Genomic DNA, 15,978 nt, shown 5'->3' on the forward strand with positions numbered 1-15,978 from the left:
GGTGGAGGGCGAAGCGGGCGCCGGTGGGGTGGTCGACCAGCTGGAGGGTGCCGCCGTGCGCATGGGCGATCTCGCGGGCGATCGCCAGGCCCAGGCCGGTGCCGCCGGCGCCGCGGCTGCGGGCGGCGTCGAGGCGGGTGAAGCGCTCGAAGACGCGCTCGCGGTCGGCGGGCGCGATGCCGGGGCCGTCGTCGGTGACGGTGAGCAGCGCCTGGCCGCCCCGCCGGGTCACCTCGACCGTGATGGACGAGCCGGCATAGCGTTCGGCGTTGTCCAGGAGGTTGCCCAGCAGCCGGACGAGCTGCATGCGGACGCCGCGCACCCGCACGTCCTCGGTGAACTCCGTGCCGACCCGGAGGGTGAATGCGCGGCGGCCGACCTCGGCTCCGGCCAGTGCGGACAGGTCGATCGGCTCCTGCACGGCGGTCCCGCCGGTTCCGATGCGGGCGAGCAGGAGGAGGTCCGTGACGATCGACTCCAGCCGGTCGGTGTCGCGCAGCGCCGACTCGACGACGGCCGGCAGGTCGTTGTCCTCGGGGTGCGTCGACGCGTCCTCCAGGTTCGCCCGCAGGCCCGCGATCGGGGTCCGCAGCTCGTGGGACGCGTCGGAGGCGAACTGCCGCTGCCGCCCGACCGCGCGTTCGAGCCGGTCGAGCGTCGCGTTGGCGGTGCGGGCGAGCTGGGCGATCTCGTCCTCGCCGGGGGGCTGCGGGACGCGGCGGCTCAGGTCGGTGGCGCTGATCTCGGCGAGCTGGGCGCGGATCGCCTCGACCGGGCCGAGCGTGCGGCCGACGACGCGCCAGGTGACCCCCGCGGCGAGGCCGACCAGGAGCAGGACGCCCCCGGCGAGCAGCGCCTCCAGCAGCCCGTTCACCAGATAGGACGGCATCGGCGTCGCCGCGTACACGACGACGGAGCCGGGCGCGGTGGTCGCGCGGATGGCCTCGACCACGAGACATTCACGGTCCGGCCAGGAGCCGTGACACTCGGTGTAGTCACGGACCCGCAGGTTGCTCGACGGCCAGAGTCTGCTCACCGGCGGCTCGTCCGTTACCGCCGGTGTGGCGTTCATCACGCGGCCACCCGGTGCGATCACCTGGATACGGACACGGCCGCGGGTGTCGTCCGGAATGGGGGTTCGCAGCGTCCCGTCCCGGACACCGCCGCTGGCCCTGCGGCCCTCGGTCTGCGTCTGCTGGAGGAGCTCGGCCTTGACTGCGCTGCGCACGGCGAAGTCAAGGCCGACCGCGGTGATTGCGAAGACGACGGCGGCGATCACGGCGGCGATGAGCGTGTCGCGAGCCCGGATGGAGCGGGGGCGCAGCCGCATGGCCCCTCCCCGCTGGATCACCGCAATTCCGGACGAGCCACACACGCTACCGGGCGGTCACAAAACTGGGAGCCCGAAATCTGGTGCCGGGTTTTCACCTCCCCTCACCGGGACATCCCGTTTTATGACGGTTCCTCCGAAGCACAGGGACGGACACATGGGCAGGGACGTGGCTTCGGTCACCATCAGCGGCGAGGACCGGCGGCGGTACCGCGACAAGGTACGCAGGTGCCTCGACGTGCTGGCCCGCATGCTGGGCGAATCCCAGTTCGACTTCGAGCACCCCCACATCGGCCTGGAGATCGAGCTGAACCTGATCGACACGATCGGCGACCCCCTGATGCGCAACGCGGACGTGCTCAAGGCGATCGCCGACCCGGCCTGGGCGACCGAACTCGGCCAGTTCAACCTGGAGATCAACATCCCGCCCCGCGAACTCGGCGGCGAGGGCACCGGGGAGCTGGAGGCGGAGGTCCGCGACCACCTCCAGCACGCCGACGAGCGGGCCCGCGAGGTCGGCGGCCGGCTCGCCATGATCGGCATCCTGCCCACCCTGCGGCGCACCGACATCGGCGAGGAGACCCTCTCCGCCAACAGCCGCTACAAGATGCTGAACGACCAGATCTTCGCGGCCCGCGGCGAAGAGATGCGCATCGCCATCGACGGGCACGAACCGCTGCACATGCACGCCGACACCATCCTTCCCGAGGCCGCGTGCACCAGCGTCCAGTTCCACCTCCAGGTGAGCCCCGACCAGTTCGGCGCCTACTGGAACGCCGCCCAGGCCGTCTCCGCCGCGCAGGTCGCCGCGGGCGCCAACTCGCCCTACCTGTTCGGGCACCAGCTCTTCCACGAGACGCGGATCAGCCTGTTCGAACAGGCCACCGACACCCGTCCGGACGAGCTCAAGTCCCAGGGCGTCCGGCCCCGCGTCTGGTTCGGGGAACGCTGGATCACGTCCGTGTTCGACCTGTTCGAAGAGAACACCCGCTACTTCCCCGCCCTGCTGCCGCTGTGCGATGACGAGGAACCCCGGGAGGTTCTCGATCAGGGCGGAGTCCCCGAACTGGGCGAACTCACCCTCCACAACGGCACGGTCTACCGCTGGAACCGTCCCATTTACGCGGTCGTGAAGGGCCGCCCCCACCTGCGTGTGGAAAACCGCGTCCTTCCGGCCGGGCCGTCCGTCGCGGACGTCATCGCCAACGGCGCCTTCTACTACGGCATCGTCCGCATGCTCGCCGAGGACGACCGCCCCGTCTGGACGCGCATGTCCTTCGCCACCGCCGAGGACAACCTGCACCGCGCCGCCCGCGACGGCCTCGAATCCACCCTCTACTGGCCGGGCCTGGGCGAAGTCCCCGCCTCCGAGCTCATCCTCCGCAGACTCCTGCCCCTCGCCCATGAGGGGCTCCAGCGCTGGGGCGTCGACCCGGTCCGCCGCGACCGCCTCCTCGGCATCATCGAACGCCGCTGCGTCACCGGCCGGACCGGCGCCGCCTGGCAGATCGACACCGTCCAGTCCATCGAGGAATCCTTCGGCACCCCGAGACACGAAGCCCTGCGCATGATGACCCGCTCGTACGTGGACCACATGAGCCACAACGAACCGGTCCACACCTGGCCCATCGGCCCCTGACCGCCCCTGGCCCCTGACCGTCCCCTGGGCCCTGATCTTCACAGGTCCTACACATTTCACGCTCGTCGCCTACATATCGGGCTTCTAGAGTCTGGTGCCGTGAGTGACAACGGGACTCGGATCCTCGTCGTCGAGGACGAACCGACGATCGCGCGGGCGGTGGCCGACCGGCTGGCGGCCGAGGGCTTCGGCGTCGAGGTCGCCGGCGACGGCCCCTCCGCGGTCGAGCGGGCCCGCGCGTTCGAACCGCACCTCCTCGTGCTGGACGTGATGCTGCCCGGGTTCGACGGGCTGGAGGTCTGCCGGCGCGTGCAGGCGGAACGTCCCGTCCCGGTGCTGATGCTGACCGCCCGCGACGACGAGACGGACCTCATCGTGGGGCTCGGCGTCGGCGCCGACGACTACGTGACCAAGCCGTTCAGCATGCGGGAGCTCGTGGCCCGCATCCGCGCGGTGCTGCGGCGCGTCGAACGGCCGCGGGCGGACGCGGCGGCCGGCGGCCCGGTGCGGCTGGGCGACCTGGAGGTCGACCGGCGCGCCCGGAAGGTCCTCAGGGACGGCCGCGAGGTGCACCTCACGCCGACCGAGTTCGACCTGCTCACCTGCCTCATGCGCAACCAGGGGACGGTACTGACCCGCGCCGTCCTGCTCGAACAGGTGTGGGACTGGGCGGACGCGTCCGGGACGCGGGTCGTCGACAGCCACGTCAAGGCGCTGCGGCGCAAGCTCGGGCAGGGGCTGATCCGCACCGTCCACGGCGTCGGCTACAGCCTGGAGGCCGCGCCGTGACCGCCGTGGAGCGGGGGCTCGTCCACAGGCTGTGGGCGAAGCTGCCCCGGCCGCTGGACCCGCTGCGGTCGATCAAGGTGAAGTTCGGCGTCGTGGTGGTCGTCACCGCCTGCGTCGCCGTCCTCATCGTCCTGTGGGGATACCCGCTGGGGTTCCGGGCGCGGGAGACGATGCCGATCGGCCTGCTCATAGCGGTCGTGGTGATCCAGCTGGTCGCGCACGGGATGACCGCGCCGCTGCGGGAGATGACGGCGGCGGCGCGGGAGATGGCGCGCGGCGACTACAGCCGCCGGGTCCGGGCCACCTCCCGCGACGAGGTCGGCGAGCTGGCGCAGGCGTTCAACCGGATGGCCACCGACCTCGCCGAGGTGGAGCGGCAGCGCCGCGAGTTCGTCGCGAACGTGTCGCACGAGCTGCGCACCCCGATCAGCGCGCTGCGGGCCGTCCTGGAGAACGTCGCGGACGGCGTCACGCCCGCGACGCCCGACGTCCTCGAAACCGCGCTGGACCAGACCGAGCGGCTCGGCCGCCTCGTCACGCAGCTGCTGGACCTGTCGCGGGTCGAGGCGGGCGCGGCGACGCTGGACGTCACCGTCATCGACGTTTCCGCCTTCGTCTCCGACGTCACCGCGGAGGCCGCCGCCGGCCACCCGGACGCCTTGTTCGAGTCCGATGTCGCGCCCGGCCTGCGCGCTGCCGCCGACCGCGACCGGCTCCACCAGATCGTCGCGAACCTGCTCGACAACGCCGCCCGGCACGGCCCCGCCGGCAGGCCCGTCACCGTCACGGCACGCGCCGGGAACATCCCGGGCGGACTCGTCATCGAAGTGACCGACGAAGGACCCGGCATCCCACCCGAGGAACGCGCCCGTGTCTTCGAACGCTTCTCCCGCGGCTCCGTGTCCGGCCCCCGCGCCGGGACACCGGGCGGCGGCACCGGCCTCGGCCTCGCCATCGCGAGCTGGGCGACCGACCTGCACGGCGGCGACATCACCGTCCTGGACACCCCAAGCGGCTGCCGCATACGCCTCATGATCCCCCCCAACATCGGAGAACCCATATGACGACCCCTCCGAAGGACTCTCCCGACCCGTCCGAAGGCCCGTCCACACCACCCGGAAGGCCAGACACACCCCCTTCGGACAAGCCCCCCGCAGAGGCGACCGCCAAAGCCCCAGAGCCGGCCGTCACCGCGTCGGGCGCGGGTGCCGAGGCCGCGGGGCATGAGGCGTGGCAGCAGCCCGACCGGGGCATGGCGCGGACGGCGGGTTACGGGCGGCTCACCTATCCTCCGCCGCCTCCGGTCGCGTACACGCCGACCAAGCTGGACCGGGCCATCGCGGCGTGGAAGCGTCCCTCGCTGCCGATGTCGCCGTCGCTCGCGGCGGGCGCGGCCATCGCCGGGGTGATCGGCGCGGTGACGGTCGGGTCGGCGCTGCGCGACGGGCATCTCGGTGTCGGGTTGCTGATCGCCGCCGCCGCCATCGCGTACGTGACGGGGGCGTCGGCCTGGTCCGCGGGGCGTCTCGTCCGGTCCCGGTCCGCGAAGGGCGGCTCGCGGTTCAACCGGACCGGGGGCGTGTTCCTGCTGCTCGCGGTGTGCCTGTCGGCGACGCCGGCGATCCGTGACGCGGACTGGATCGTGGTGCCGGCGTTACTGCTCGCCGTCGCCGCCGGCTCTTACGCGGCGTCCGGTGGACGGTCGTGGGTGGAGGTCCTCGGCGGAGGGCTCGCGGTCGCGCCGGCGGCCGGCTACATGCTGCCGTGGGCGGCGCGCGGCGCTCACCGCGCGGCGTCACCGCAGCGGGGCAACGCCTGGCCCGTCATCCGCACGAGCCTGATCGTGATCGCGCTGCTGGTGGTGTTCGGCGGCCTGTTCATGGGGGCGGACGCGGCGTTCGGCGACCTCGCCGCCGGTCTCGCCCCGGAAGTCTCCGCGGCCTCGGTATTCCTGTACGTGCTCGCGGGCGTCGCGACGCTGCTGCTGGCGTGCGCCGCCGCGTTCCTCGCGCAGGCGCCGCCGCCGCTGCGGCTGATGAACCCCGACCCGGCCAAGCCCGCGGGACGCTGGTCGTGGGCCGTGCCGATCATCGCGCTGGACCTGCTGTTCCTGCTGTTCTGCGCGATCCAGGCCCGGATGTTCCTGGCCGACGACAAGGACGAGCTGCTCCGCTCGACCGGGCTCACCTACGCCGAGTACGCGCGGCAGGGCTTCTTCCAGCTGGTCGTCGTGACGGTCCTCGTCCTCGTGGTCGTCGCCGCCGCGATGCGGTACGCGCCGTCCGCCGGGCGGGCCGACCGCGTCACCGTCCGGGTCCTGCTCGGGCTGCTGTGCGCGCTGACCCTCGTCGTCGTCGCCGTCGCGCTGCGCCGCCTCTACCTGTACGAGGAGACGTTCGGCTGGACGCGGCTGCGGCTGTGGGTGCACGCGTTCGAACTGTGGCTCGGCGCCGTGGTGGTGCTGGTCGCGGTCGCGGGCGTCGTGAAGGGACGGGTGGCGTGGCTGCCGCGGATGGTCGCGGCGAGCGGCGCGGTCGCGATGATCGCGCTGGTGTCGATCAACCCGGACGGGTTCATCGCCGAGCACAACGTCCAGCGCTTCGAGGAAACCGGCAAGCTCGACATCGACTACCTGCGGGACCTGTCCGCCGACGCCGTCCCGGCACTGGACCGGCTGCCGGAACCGCAGCGTTCCTGCGCGCTGCGCGGCATCGCCGCGGACCTGCGCGAGGACGGACCGGCCATGGGCGCCAACCACGCGCGCAGCCGGGCTCGCGAGATCCTGAACTCGCGTCCCGTGGATCGATCCGCTAGCTGCTTCGCGATGGACGGGTCATCCTGAGCCGTCCATGGTGAGCAGGGCGAATGCGGCGAGGGTCGAGTCGTCGGTGATCCGGCCCTCCCGCACCAGCCCCTTGAACTCGTCCATGGAGAACCACTTCTGCCGCATGTCCTGCTCCTCGATCTCCCGGTCGGTCTCGCCTGCCCGCAGGTCGGACGCGACGAAGACGTTGAAGCCCTGCCCGCTCGTCCCGTGCGAGCAGTGCAGGAAGCCGAGGTGCTTCAGCGTCCCGGCGCGGAGCCCGGTCTCCTGCGCGAGTTCGAGGCGGGCCAGCTCCTCCGGGTCGGCGTCCTGCCGCCCCGGCAGCGTGCCCTGCGGGAAGCTCCAGGTGCGCATCCCGATCGGGTACCGGTACTCCTCGACGAGATGGAACCCGTCCCCTTCGAGGGGAATGACCAGCACGAAGTCGGGTTTGTCCACGACGCCGTAGATGCCGCGCGAGCCGTCGAGGCGCTCGACGTCGTCCTCCCGGACGAGCATCCAGGGGTTCTCGTAGACGACGCGCGTACCGACCTGGCGGACCGCGGGCTCCCCCTCGGCGTCCTGCGGCTCTTCGGCGTCATGCATGTTCAGGCTCCCGACCCGTAGCGGTACACGAGTTCGTGCCGGTCGCCGACCACCACCCGGTGGGTGACCTCGACGACGCGGCCATCCTGGTCGTAGGCGCGGCGCCACAGCGTGAGGACGGGCTGGTCGGCGCCGATCTCCAGCGTCTCCTGCTCGTCCGCGCACGGCAGCCGGCACGTCACCGACTCCTCGAACGTGATGCGGTGGCCGGACTCCTCCAGCCGCGAGTAGATGCCGCCCGGCCCGGTGTCGACCTCGCGCAGCACCGGAATCAGCGCGACGATCTCGGGGATCACCCAGGTCGTCGCCGTCTGGACGGGCGGCTCCCCCTCCACCCCCTGGACGCGCGCCCGCTCCAGTACCCGCGTCCCGGGCGGCACGTCCAGGCGGGGCGCGAGGCGCTCGCCGGCCTCGACCTCGCTGACGGTCGTCCGGGTGAACGGCGTGCGGCCGTCCTTCTGCGCCGAGACGTGGAATCCGCGCCACGTCCCGACCTGCCGCGTGATGTCGGCCGCCGCGCGCTGCACCCGCCGCGCCGTCCGCACCTGCGTCCCCGCGCCGTGCCGCAACTGGACGAGACCCTGCTCGGCCAGCATCCGCAGGGCCCGCCGGACGGTCGAGCGGTCGGCGCCGTACTGCCCGGCCAGCTCCCGCTCGGACGGCAGCCACGTGCCCGGTTCGAGTTCGCCCTCGACGATCCGGGCGGCCAGCGCGTTGCTGATCGCCTGTGCCTTCGTGGGGGGTCGCGGCATTGCTGGTTTCCTGCTCCGGGGTGGGCTGTGTTGACCTCACACCGTACAGACGCCACGGCGGACGGCGGGCTTTTGGGGTTGTGCCGAACGCGTTGTGACCGGTGCTTGGTCGTCCTAAGGTAGACCTACCATAGGCCCACCGAGGGAGCCCGCGCGATGTCGCTCATCATGCCCGGCTGGCACGGCGAACGCTCGACCAGGGGCCTGCGGGCCACCCGTATCTCCCCTTTGTCGGACTACCAGTTGCTGAACGGCTGCCTGGAGGAGATCGTCGCGGCGGACGAGGGCGAGCTGTGGCTGCTCTGCGACGCCCAGACCCGGCTGGCCGAGCGCGTCGCCACCGCCGAGCGGCTCCGCGCCGGCCCCGGCCCGGCCCGCCCCGGGGCGGCCGGGCCGGGCTCGGAATCCGGCTCGCTCACTTCCGGCGGAAGGTGACGACCTCGCCGGAGTCCCCGACGGCCTCCCGGGTCGGCTGGATCATGCGCTCGCCGGCGTTGTCCGCCAGCAGCGCGCGGGCGCGCAGCACGATCTCCAGGTCGAAGCGCAGGTCCGGGTCGAGAAGCTGGTCGCCGAACAGCTCCTCCAGCTGGCGCAGCCGGTAGCGGACGGTCTGCGGATGGACGTGCAGCCGCATCGCGACCTCGTTGGCGTTGCGGCCCGACTGCAGCCAGGCCAGCAGCGTCTCGGCGAGCCGGTCCTGCTGGCTGGGACGCAGGTGCGCCAGCGGTGCGAGGCGCAGGTCGGCCAGCGAGGTGATGAGCCCCTCGTCCTGGAACAGGATCAGCGTGGACATGTGCTCCACGCTGCGGATGACGCCGCTCTCCGCCTCGATCACGCCGCGCTGGACGAGGCAGAGCGTCTTGCGGGCCCACTGGATCGACCGCGCCGCCTCCATCAGCGGGACGGTCGGGCCGACGACGGCGAGCGTCCCGGCCAGGGCGCGGTCGACGAGCTTGGCGCGTCCCGGGCCATCGGGGTCGGGGATGATCAGGCTGGGGGTGCGGCGGGTGAGGTCGGCGAGGACGTCGGGCGGGAACGCGGGCTGCCGGGCGTCCTGGTTGTGCCGTCCGAGCGCCACTGCGGCGACCGTTCGCGGAATGGGCCAGTGCGCGGCGGCGGCGAGGTCGGCGATCGCCTCCTGGGCGGCGGGCGGGTCGGCGAACAGCAGGTCGAGCAGGCGCTTGCGGCGGCGCTGCATCTCGCCCGCGACGGCGGCCTTGGCCTGGGAGAACCCTTCGGCGGCCGCGTGCGCCAGTTCGTTCTGGAACTCCATCAGCACCTCGCCGACGGCGCCGAGTGTGCGCGGGGACACGTCCAGGGCGTCGGCGCCCTCGGTGAGCCGCCGCCAGGCGATCATGCCGCCGACCCGCATGGCGCTCTGCATGGCGTCGAGGCTGCGCCCCTCCCCGGCCTCGCCGCGGCCGATGCCGCGGAAGAAGTCCACCACCGGGGCGGAGTCGTGACCGGGGTCGGCCACCCGGTCCACGAAGTAGTGGAGCACGCGCTCGACGGCGAGCCGGAGAGTCCCCGAATAGGAGCCGTCTCCCGGCCGGTCGTACTCCCTGACGCGCGTCTGGATCTCCTGGATCATGTCGTCCGCCACCTCGTCGAGGTGAGGCCGCATGTGATCTGCCAGTTCCCTCGGCAGATCCGGCCACGGGCGCCCATTGGTGGTCGAACTGTCGTTCGCCACGAAACCTCCCCAGCAGTCGCCCCGCTGCGTTGCGCGCCGTACACAGGGGGTAATTACTTACTTATGTGTCTTGTGTGAGGCAAATCATGACCCGTGATGCGCTGGAGAGCAAAGTCTAGGTCGAGATTCGACCGGCTTCGGCCGGGTTTGCGACAAGATTCCACAGGTCGAAGGACTTCCGCGGGTTTCGCTCGCCCCGCGCGACAGTCCGGCCACAGCAAGCGACGTCTAGGGTGATCCCGTGCCAGCGAGCCACGGCGACCATGCGACTCCGAGGGCGCCGCGCAAGGCGTTCTCCGACCACTGGAGCTTCCTGCTCGGCGAGATCGCCGTGCACTCCCTCGTCGTGCTCCTGCTGACGGGCGTCTACCTGACCCTGTTCTTCGTCCCGAGCCTGAAGGAAGTCACCTACGACGGCTCCTACGGGCCGCTCCAGGGCGTCCGGATGAGCGAGGCGTACGCGTCGACGCTCCACATCGGCTTCGACGTGCGCGGCGGGTCGCTGATACGGCAGATCCACCACTTGGCGGCCGTCATCTTCACGGTGGCGGTCCTCGCTCACCTGGTGCGCAACTTCTTCACCGGAGCGTTCCGCAAGGCGGGCGACCTCAACTGGCTGATCGGGGTCGCCCTGCTCATGCTGGTCATGCTGAACGGCCTGTCCGGCTACACCCTGCCGGACGACCTGCGCTCCGGTACCGGCCTGCGCATCCTCGAAGGCGCCGTCTCCTCGATCCCGCTCATCGGCTCCTACCTCACGATGATCCTGTCCGGCGGCGAGTACGTCCCGCGGCTCTACATGATCCACATCTTGCTGATCCCGGGAATGCTCCTCGCCCTGATCACGCTCCACGCCGTCGCCCACCCCCTGCAACGGGCGCGGCTTCCCGTCATCGCCACCGCCCGGCTGCCGAGAATCGCCGCCAGGACCCTCGGCACCTTCCTGTGCGTCTCCGGCGCCACGGCCCTCATGGCGGTGATCTTCAAGCCCAACCCCGTCTGGCTGTTCGGTCCCTACCAGCCGGGCAGGATCAGCGCCGAGTCACCGCCCTACCCGTACGCGGGCTGGCTGGACGGCCCGCTCAGCCTGATGCCCGGGTGGGAGCTGACCGCCTGGGGCCAGACCCTCTCCTTGAACGTCCTCGTCCCCGCCCTGGTCGTCCCCGGCCTCCTGTTCGCGGGCCTCGCCGCGTACCCGCCCCTCGAACGCCGGTTCCTCCGCGACGACCACCGGCTGCCCGCCCGCGCCGGCACCGGCGCCGCCGCCATCGCCTTCTACGGCGTCCTGTGGGCCGCCGGAGGCCACGACGTGATCGCCGAAACCTTCGGCGTCCCCCTCTTCTGGACGATCTGGTTCTTCCGCGTCGCGATCATCTACGTCCCCCTCTTCACCTTCGCCATGGCGTACCTCGCCTGCTTCACACACGAAAGCCGCAAGCACCCCGTGCCCCTCCCCCGACTGGAAACCGGCTGATCCACACCTCCCAAGGCCCCTCCGGCTACCGCGGGTGCTACCAGTGCGAGTGGACGAGCATCTGGATCGTCAGGGTCAGCCCCGCCTGCGCGGCCAGCCACCGGCGCGCGGGGGGATCGTGCTGCGCCGAAGCGATCACCACCCATGCCGCGTAGGGCACCCATATACGTTCGACCTCTCCCCTTGTCACACCGGAAACGTCGAGTGCGAGTACCCCCACCAGGGCCGCTCCCACCAGCCACGCCAGGGGACGGCGCCGTGAGAGCACCGCCGGCAGGGCGTAGGCCGTCGCGGGGCCGACCTGCAGGCCGAGCACGGCGATGTTGGCGATGACGAAGTAGGCGTAGGAGCGTTGCGCCGAACCGCGGCTGATCAGGTACGTGTCGTGGGTGGCGGCGACGCCGTCCGGCCACCAGAAGCCACCGGCCGTGAAGGCCACGGGCACCACCACGGCGCAGCACAGCAGTACGGCGAGCAAACGACGGCTGGGGCGCGTGAGGACGGCCACCGCGAGCGGCAGGGCGAACAGGGGGAGAAGACCGTAACTGAGGTACGGCAGCGTGCCCAGCAGGAGACCGGCTCCCGCGGCGGCGGCGAGACTGCCGCGTTTCGCCGCGATGGCGACGAGGGCGGTGGCCCAGGCTCCGACGCCGAGGAAGAAGGCGTCCATCGCCGTGGCGATCCAGAGCGTGAGCGGCGCCAGGACGAGGAACGGCAGGGCACGCCGGGCCAGCGGCTCCCCGGCGACGCGGCGGACGGTGACGGCGACGGCCACCACGGCGGACGTCCCGGTCACGACGATGAGCGCGGAGGACCAGCCCGTACCGCGCAGACCGGTCTCCTCCAACGCCCACAGCACGAGGGTGGGAAGTGGCGGGTGGCCGCGTACGTGGGTGGTGTAGCCGCCGAGCCTTTCGGTGAACGTCCGCAGCCATTCCCCGGGCCCGTCCTCCCGGACGGCGTCGAGTCCTGCGGGGTACTCGGTGGGGGCGTCCAGAGGGCTGCGCACTGCGTCCAGGCCGTCGGTGAGGGCCAGCGCGACCGTCCACACTATGGACGCGGCCCAGGACAGGGACAGCAGGACCCGCCAAGAGAGCCGGCGCGCCAGGTACGGCAGTACGGCCACAAGAACCCCGCCCAGGCAGGCGGCGGGAAGGATCTGCCAGGTGAGCAACCGAGGTGAGGCGTGCAACGGGGGCAGTTCGTCCTCGGTGGCGAGGCCGGCCCGCCGGAGGAAGTGGCCGACGACGAACACGCCCGCTATGAACAGGACCCACGCCGTGACAGCGACCCGCCCGTACGAACGCGCCCTTCCCCGGGGGCCGGGTCGGTGACGAGGCCGTTGCCGCTCAAGCTCCCCGGTCGTCACCGGAACACCTTCGCCTGACTCTGCGGAGGCCGCGGATTCCATGAATCCGGGGACGTTGCCATAGGGCGATGCAAGCGGCGACGACGAGAACGGTGGCCAGCACGATGAGAAGGTTGCGGCCGTAGGGCAGCGGCAGGATCGACGGGTTGTCCGCGCGCCGTCCCTGTCCCAGCACGAACGGCAACGCCACCAGCGTCACCATTCCGCCCACCATCAACGCGCCTTGCACATGCCGCCGATAGGAGCCGTGCAGACGCGTGGTGACCGTTCCCACCAGCAGCACGCACGGGACGAGTACCGCGTCATGGAAGATGACCGCTCCCCCGAACCAGGCCGCCCAGCCCATGAGATCGAAGCCGGATTCGCCGGCAAGGCCGGCCAGACCGGTGGCGATGAGCGCTCCGCCGGCCCCGTGCCCCAGGACTCGCTTCCTCAAATGACCACCACCTCGTGGACCCACTTCGTCTGCAGAACACCAGGGCGGTTCGGCGCAATGAGCCGGCAGGGAAATCCGTGGTCGAGATCCAGGGGCGAGCCGTTGACCTTGAGCGCGAGGAGGGTGAGGGGGTCGTGCCAGTGGGGAGGATCGATCCGGGACGTTCGGTAGAGGCCGCCGGGTTCCAGGGACTCGACCCGTACGCGCACGTCCTGAGAGACCCCGGCGGTGTGGAGGAGGTCGCGCAGCCGTATCCCTTCCCAGGTGGCTTCGGCGCTCCAGCCCTCCACGCACGCGATCGGCAGTCGCGCCGTGTGGACGGGGAGCGCGTTCAGGTCGTCCAGGGAGAACGACAGCCGTCTCTCCACGCGGCCCGTGACGACGAGCCGGTAACCGGTGTCACGGGCGGCCGTGATGACGCCCGCGGCGGCCGCCGACTTGTTGACCGGCAAGCCCTGCGGGCCGATCCCGGGACGCCTGGGCGCGAGCACCGCCAGCTTGGCGAGAGGCGAGAACGCTTGCCCGGCCGTGGTCAACGCGACCGTCCCCCCGGCGGCCGCGACGGTCAACAGGAATCCGCGCCGCCCCAGGCCGTCCTCCGGACGGGTCATGACCGTGCGCCGCACCTTCGCCCACTCGTTGGTCACGTGTACGGCCAAGGCCCCGATGACGATGTAGGCCGTCCAGTAGTGCGCGGTGGGAAAGAAGAACGGGAACGGGTACCAGTAGGCGATGTTGAGCAGCCCTGTGGCGAGTTGGAACAGAGAACCTCCGACCAGGACGAACAGCAGGACCCGTTCGACCGCGTGCCCGGCGGAACGTACGGGCGGCCACTGCAGCAGCTTGGGGTAGACCGTCCATAGCTTGGCGAGCAGCAAGGGAATCGTCGCGAGCCCGCCGATCACGTGCAGTCCCTGGGTGAACCGGTAGAGGTTCACCGGACGGGACGGCCACACCATCCAGCCAGGCGGATGCTGCATGAAGTGGCTGATCAGACCCGTGCCGAACGCCGTGGTGAACGACAGGCCGAGCGCGATGCCGAGCCAGGCCGCCACCCGCTCGTCGTGCAGGCGGCTCGTGAACCTCGGCGCCGCGCGTTCACGGAACCGGCTCAGCGGCGACTCAGGGACGTGAACCACCGGCCCGCCTCCTCCCACACCTCGGTCGCCTCCGCCCCGTGCCGGGCGGCGAGTCCGCTGACGTCGCCGGCGGACACCCATGCCCACGGGAACCACTCGCCGACGACCCGGCGGGTACGCAGCCGGAGCCGTCCGGTGTACGAGCGGATCCCCGGCTCCATCACCTCCACCAGCACTTGGCCGCCGCCGGGCACCAGCAGGTCGAAGGCCCTGCCCAGCAACGCGGACGGGTCGCCGCCGATGCCGATGTTGCCGTCGGCCAGGAGCACGGTCGTCCAGTTCCCGGCGCCCGGAACCCGGTCGTAGACGTCCAGGACCAGCGCGGGACCACCGGCCGCCACAGTGAGCGCGACCGCGTACGGGGTGACGTCGATGCCGAGGGCGAGATGACCGCGTTCGGTCAGCGCCACGGTGAGCCGGCCTGGGCCGGAGCCCACGTCGAGTGTCGGACCGGCGCACCGGTCGAGCAGGCCGGTGTCGCCGGGGCGCAGCGACATCCATTCCCCGACGGGCAGCGGGCTACGGCGTCCCGCGCCGTCCTCGATCTCGACCTCGAATCCGTCGCGCCTTTCGAGGGCCCGCTCGTACAGCTCGCCGATCATGCCGTGGCCGCCCCGGGAGCAATCCCGGCATGCCCCGGCTTCCCGGTCTCCGGTTCCCGGGCGGCCCGGACGGCCCGTACGGCCGCGGCGAACCGGCTGTGCGGGGCGAGTGCGGCGACCCTGGCGGCATCGGCGGCGGTGTCCACGTCCGTGAGGCCGGGCAGCACGGCCACGCTCAACCCGGCCGCCCGCAGCCGGTCGAGCTGGGCCCGCCCGGTGCCGGGACGCGACATCGGCACGCCGCGCAGCAGCGCGGCATCGGGACGGCTCAGGCCGAGCAGCCAGAACCCGCCGTCCGCCGCTGGGCCGAACACGGCGCCGGATCGTTCCAGCGCCCGCCCGGCGCGCTCCAGGAGGCCGGTCGTGACCTGGGGGGTGTCCATGCCGATCAGGACGACGGGCCGCCCCGCGTACGCGTCGTCGAAGGCGTGCGCGAGCCGTTCGTCGAGGCCGTCGCCCCGCTGCGGGATCACCCGCACGCCAGGTGGCAGCCATGGCCCGTGGCCGCCCTGCAGCGCGAGGAGCCGGGCTCGGGCCGGAGTGCGCGCGACGGTGTCGAGCGTGTCGGCGAGAGCCGCCTCCGCCAGCTCCGCGGCCTCCCGCGCCGTATAGGCCGGAGTCAGCCGCGTCTTGACCCGTCCTGGCACGGGCTCCTTGGCGATGACGACCAGATCGGCGTTCACCGTGCCACCTCGGCCAGTACGCGGCGCATGTCGCGGACCGCCCGCACCGTGCCGCCGACGGTGCCCGTCACTTTGGAACGACCCTGTCGGGGGCGGTACGTCACCTCGACCTCGGTGATCGTCCAGCCTGCGGCGGCCGCCTTCAGGACCATCTCCAGCGGGTAACCGAAACGGCGATCCGAGAGCGCCAGGGCCAGCAGTCCGGCTCGCCGGGCGGCCCGCATGGGGCCGAGATCGTTCAGGACCGTACCGGCCCTCCTGTTGAGGGAACGCGCCAGAACGGTGTTGCCGAAGCGGGCGTGCACCGGCCAGGCGCCCCGTCCCGATGGGCGCCTCCTGCCGAGCACCAGGCCCGAGCCCTGCTCGCACGATCCCAGGGCCGCCGCGACGCGGGGCAGCTCCCCCGGGTCGAGGGACGCGTCGGCGTCCATGAAGCACACCACATCCGCCGAGGCCGCCAGCAGGCCGGTATGGCACGCGGCACCGAATCCGCGTTGCGGAGCCTCGACCACGACCGCGCCGTGGTCCCGGGCGATCTCCGCCGAACCGTCGGTGGACGCGTTGTCGACCACGATGGGCCGGAAACCGTCCGGCATCCGCGTGAGCACCCAGGGCAGCGCCTCCGCCTCGTTCAGGCAGGGCAGGATGACATCGGCCATGCTG

16 protein-coding genes are annotated in these 15,978 nt (G+C 71.8%); 6 read left to right on the forward strand and 10 right to left on the reverse strand.

Annotated elements, in window-relative coordinates; all coding sequences use genetic code 11:
- Positions 1 to 1,330, reverse strand: a 1,330-nt coding sequence (locus E1285_RS24140) for an ATP-binding protein (protein ID WP_132155815.1), incomplete at its 3' end; no start/stop codon positions are given.
- Positions 1,331 to 1,487: 157 nt separating this feature from the next.
- On the opposite strand from E1285_RS24140, the gene E1285_RS24145 reads away from it, so the two are divergent.
- The 4 genes from E1285_RS24145 to E1285_RS24160 all read left to right on the forward strand — a co-directional run bounded on the left by E1285_RS24145 (position 1,488) and on the right by E1285_RS24160 (position 6,600).
- Positions 1,488 to 2,969, forward strand: coding sequence for a glutamate--cysteine ligase (locus E1285_RS24145; RefSeq protein WP_132155817.1), 1,482 nt, complete (start codon positions 1,488 to 1,490; stop codon positions 2,967 to 2,969).
- A 99-nt stretch (positions 2,970 to 3,068) separates the two neighbouring features.
- Entirely contained in the window at positions 3,069 to 3,758 is a 690-nt protein-coding gene (locus tag E1285_RS24150; RefSeq protein ID WP_165966733.1) for a response regulator transcription factor, read from the forward strand.
- The gene (locus E1285_RS24155; RefSeq protein ID WP_243723007.1) at positions 3,755 to 4,822 is read left to right on the forward strand and encodes an ATP-binding protein; all 1,068 of its coding nucleotides are present in this window, start codon (positions 3,755 to 3,757) and stop codon (positions 4,820 to 4,822) included. Before E1285_RS24150 ends, E1285_RS24155 begins: the two co-directional genes overlap by 4 nt.
- The gene (locus E1285_RS24160; protein ID WP_132155821.1) at positions 4,819 to 6,600 is read left to right on the forward strand and encodes a DUF4173 domain-containing protein; all 1,782 of its coding nucleotides are present in this window, start codon (positions 4,819 to 4,821) and stop codon (positions 6,598 to 6,600) included. The genes E1285_RS24155 and E1285_RS24160 overlap by 4 nt, the downstream gene beginning before the upstream one ends.
- On the opposite strand, the gene E1285_RS24165 is transcribed toward E1285_RS24160, so the two are convergent.
- Together E1285_RS24165 and E1285_RS24170 are read right to left on the reverse strand one after the other, a co-directional pair.
- Positions 6,592 to 7,167, reverse strand: a complete 576-nt coding sequence (locus E1285_RS24165; protein ID WP_132155823.1) for an NUDIX hydrolase — start codon at positions 7,165 to 7,167, stop codon at positions 6,592 to 6,594. The two genes, E1285_RS24160 and E1285_RS24165, sit on opposite strands and share 9 nt — an antisense overlap.
- Positions 7,168 to 7,169: 2 nt before the next feature.
- Entirely contained in the window at positions 7,170 to 7,919 is a 750-nt protein-coding gene (locus E1285_RS24170; RefSeq protein WP_132155825.1) for a GntR family transcriptional regulator, read from the reverse strand.
- A 156-nt stretch (positions 7,920 to 8,075) separates the two neighbouring features.
- Here E1285_RS24170 and E1285_RS24175 point away from each other — a divergent pair, with 156 nt between their 5' ends.
- Entirely contained in the window at positions 8,076 to 8,354 is a 279-nt protein-coding gene (locus tag E1285_RS24175; protein ID WP_132155827.1) for a hypothetical protein, read from the forward strand.
- Here the strand turns inward: E1285_RS24175 and E1285_RS24180 are convergent.
- Positions 8,335 to 9,612 carry a PucR family transcriptional regulator gene (locus E1285_RS24180; RefSeq protein WP_132155829.1) on the reverse strand — a complete coding sequence of 426 codons (1,278 nt, stop codon included), beginning with the start codon at positions 9,610 to 9,612 and terminating at the stop codon, positions 8,335 to 8,337. The two genes, E1285_RS24175 and E1285_RS24180, sit on opposite strands and share 20 nt — an antisense overlap.
- 241 nt (positions 9,613 to 9,853) lie before the next feature.
- On the opposite strand from E1285_RS24180, the gene E1285_RS24185 reads away from it, so the two are divergent.
- Positions 9,854 to 11,086 carry a cytochrome b N-terminal domain-containing protein gene (locus E1285_RS24185; protein WP_132155831.1) on the forward strand — a complete coding sequence of 411 codons (1,233 nt, stop codon included), beginning with the start codon at positions 9,854 to 9,856 and terminating at the stop codon, positions 11,084 to 11,086.
- Positions 11,087 to 11,123: 37 nt separating this feature from the next.
- On the opposite strand, the gene E1285_RS24190 is transcribed toward E1285_RS24185, so the two are convergent.
- The 6 genes from E1285_RS24190 to E1285_RS45730 all read right to left on the reverse strand — a co-directional run bounded on the left by E1285_RS24190 (position 11,124) and on the right by E1285_RS45730 (position 15,974).
- The gene (locus E1285_RS24190) at positions 11,124 to 12,341 is read right to left on the reverse strand and encodes a hypothetical protein (protein WP_132155833.1); all 1,218 of its coding nucleotides are present in this window, start codon (positions 12,339 to 12,341) and stop codon (positions 11,124 to 11,126) included.
- Between the two features lie 94 nt (positions 12,342 to 12,435).
- Positions 12,436 to 12,891: a hypothetical protein gene (locus E1285_RS24195; RefSeq protein ID WP_132155835.1), complete on the reverse strand. Its 456-nt coding sequence runs from the start codon at positions 12,889 to 12,891 to the stop codon at positions 12,436 to 12,438.
- Complete coding sequence (locus E1285_RS24200) at positions 12,888 to 14,030, reverse strand: molybdopterin-dependent oxidoreductase (protein ID WP_243723008.1); 1,143 nt, start codon at positions 14,028 to 14,030, stop codon at positions 12,888 to 12,890. Before E1285_RS24200 ends, E1285_RS24195 begins: the two co-directional genes overlap by 4 nt.
- Positions 14,003 to 14,632, reverse strand: coding sequence for an SAM-dependent methyltransferase (locus tag E1285_RS24205; RefSeq protein WP_132155839.1), 630 nt, complete (start codon positions 14,630 to 14,632; stop codon positions 14,003 to 14,005). Before E1285_RS24205 ends, E1285_RS24200 begins: the two co-directional genes overlap by 28 nt.
- Positions 14,629 to 15,315 carry a TIGR04282 family arsenosugar biosynthesis glycosyltransferase gene (locus E1285_RS45725; RefSeq protein ID WP_165966732.1) on the reverse strand — a complete coding sequence of 229 codons (687 nt, stop codon included), beginning with the start codon at positions 15,313 to 15,315 and terminating at the stop codon, positions 14,629 to 14,631. The genes E1285_RS24205 and E1285_RS45725 overlap by 4 nt, the downstream gene beginning before the upstream one ends.
- Positions 15,312 to 15,974, reverse strand: a complete 663-nt coding sequence (locus tag E1285_RS45730) for a glycosyltransferase family 2 protein (RefSeq protein WP_165966734.1) — start codon at positions 15,972 to 15,974, stop codon at positions 15,312 to 15,314. Before E1285_RS45730 ends, E1285_RS45725 begins: the two co-directional genes overlap by 4 nt.
- Positions 15,975 to 15,978 lie beyond the last annotated feature (4 nt).

Source organism: Actinomadura sp. 7K507 (genome assembly GCF_004348425.1).
Lineage (GTDB): Bacteria > Actinomycetota > Actinomycetes > Streptosporangiales > Streptosporangiaceae > Spirillospora.